The following is a 939-nucleotide window of genomic DNA, read 5'->3' on the forward strand; positions in this document are numbered from 1 at the left end:
GATGGCAATGGCCAAGGTGATGCCTGCGACATTGATAGTGATGGTGACGGTGTATTGAACACCATGGAAGAAGCTCAGGGTACTTCACCTACAGATGCCGATTCTGATGATGATGGTAGCAATGACGGTGTCGATAACTGCCCAGCAATTGCTAATGCTGATCAGCGTAACTCAGATGATGATGCTGAAGGTGATGCTTGTGATTTGAACGATGACAATGACGCTGTTGATGATGATGCGGATAATTGCCCAACGGTTCCGAATGATGATCAAGCTGATGCCAATGAAGATGGAGTGGGTGATGTTTGTACTGCTGATGAAGATCAGGACGGTATTCCAGATACGGTAGATAACTGCCCTGCGGTGGCAAACCCAGTTCAGGAGAACGCTGATCATGATGCACAAGGCGATGCCTGTGATAACGATGATGACAACGATTCGATTGAAGATGCTAGTGATAACTGCCCGGTTAAGGAGAATGCTGACCAACTTGATCTAGATGGGGATCAGATTGGTGATGTGTGTGATCCGGACTCTGATGGTGATGGCGTTGAAAATCTAGTCGATAATTGCCCATTAATCGTTAACGCGAACCAGGAGAATACTGATCAGGATGGTCAGGGTAATGCTTGTGACTTAGATGATGATAACGATGGCGTATCCGATGAGAATGAAGCGGCTCAAGGTACGGACCCACTGTTAGCGGATAGTGACGACGATGGTAGTCACGATGGAGATGATAACTGCCCGCTAATCGCTAATGAAGAGCAGAAAGACACAGACTCTGATGGCTTGGGTAACGCTTGTGACACCGATGATGATGGCGACACGATTGCTGACGATGTCGATAACTGTCCACTCGATAGTAATGTTGGACAGGCAGATAGCGATGAAAATGGTGTTGGTGACGCGTGTGATGTGCCTTCAGTAGCTTTGTTC

General features: G+C 47.4%; 1 protein-coding gene. It reads left to right on the forward strand.

The features are described 5' to 3' along the window. Positions 1 to 939 (forward strand): thrombospondin type 3 repeat-containing protein (locus tag A3729_RS11990; protein WP_197475825.1); only part of this gene is annotated, 939 nt, incomplete at both ends.

The organism is Oleiphilus sp. HI0043 (assembly GCF_001634935.1).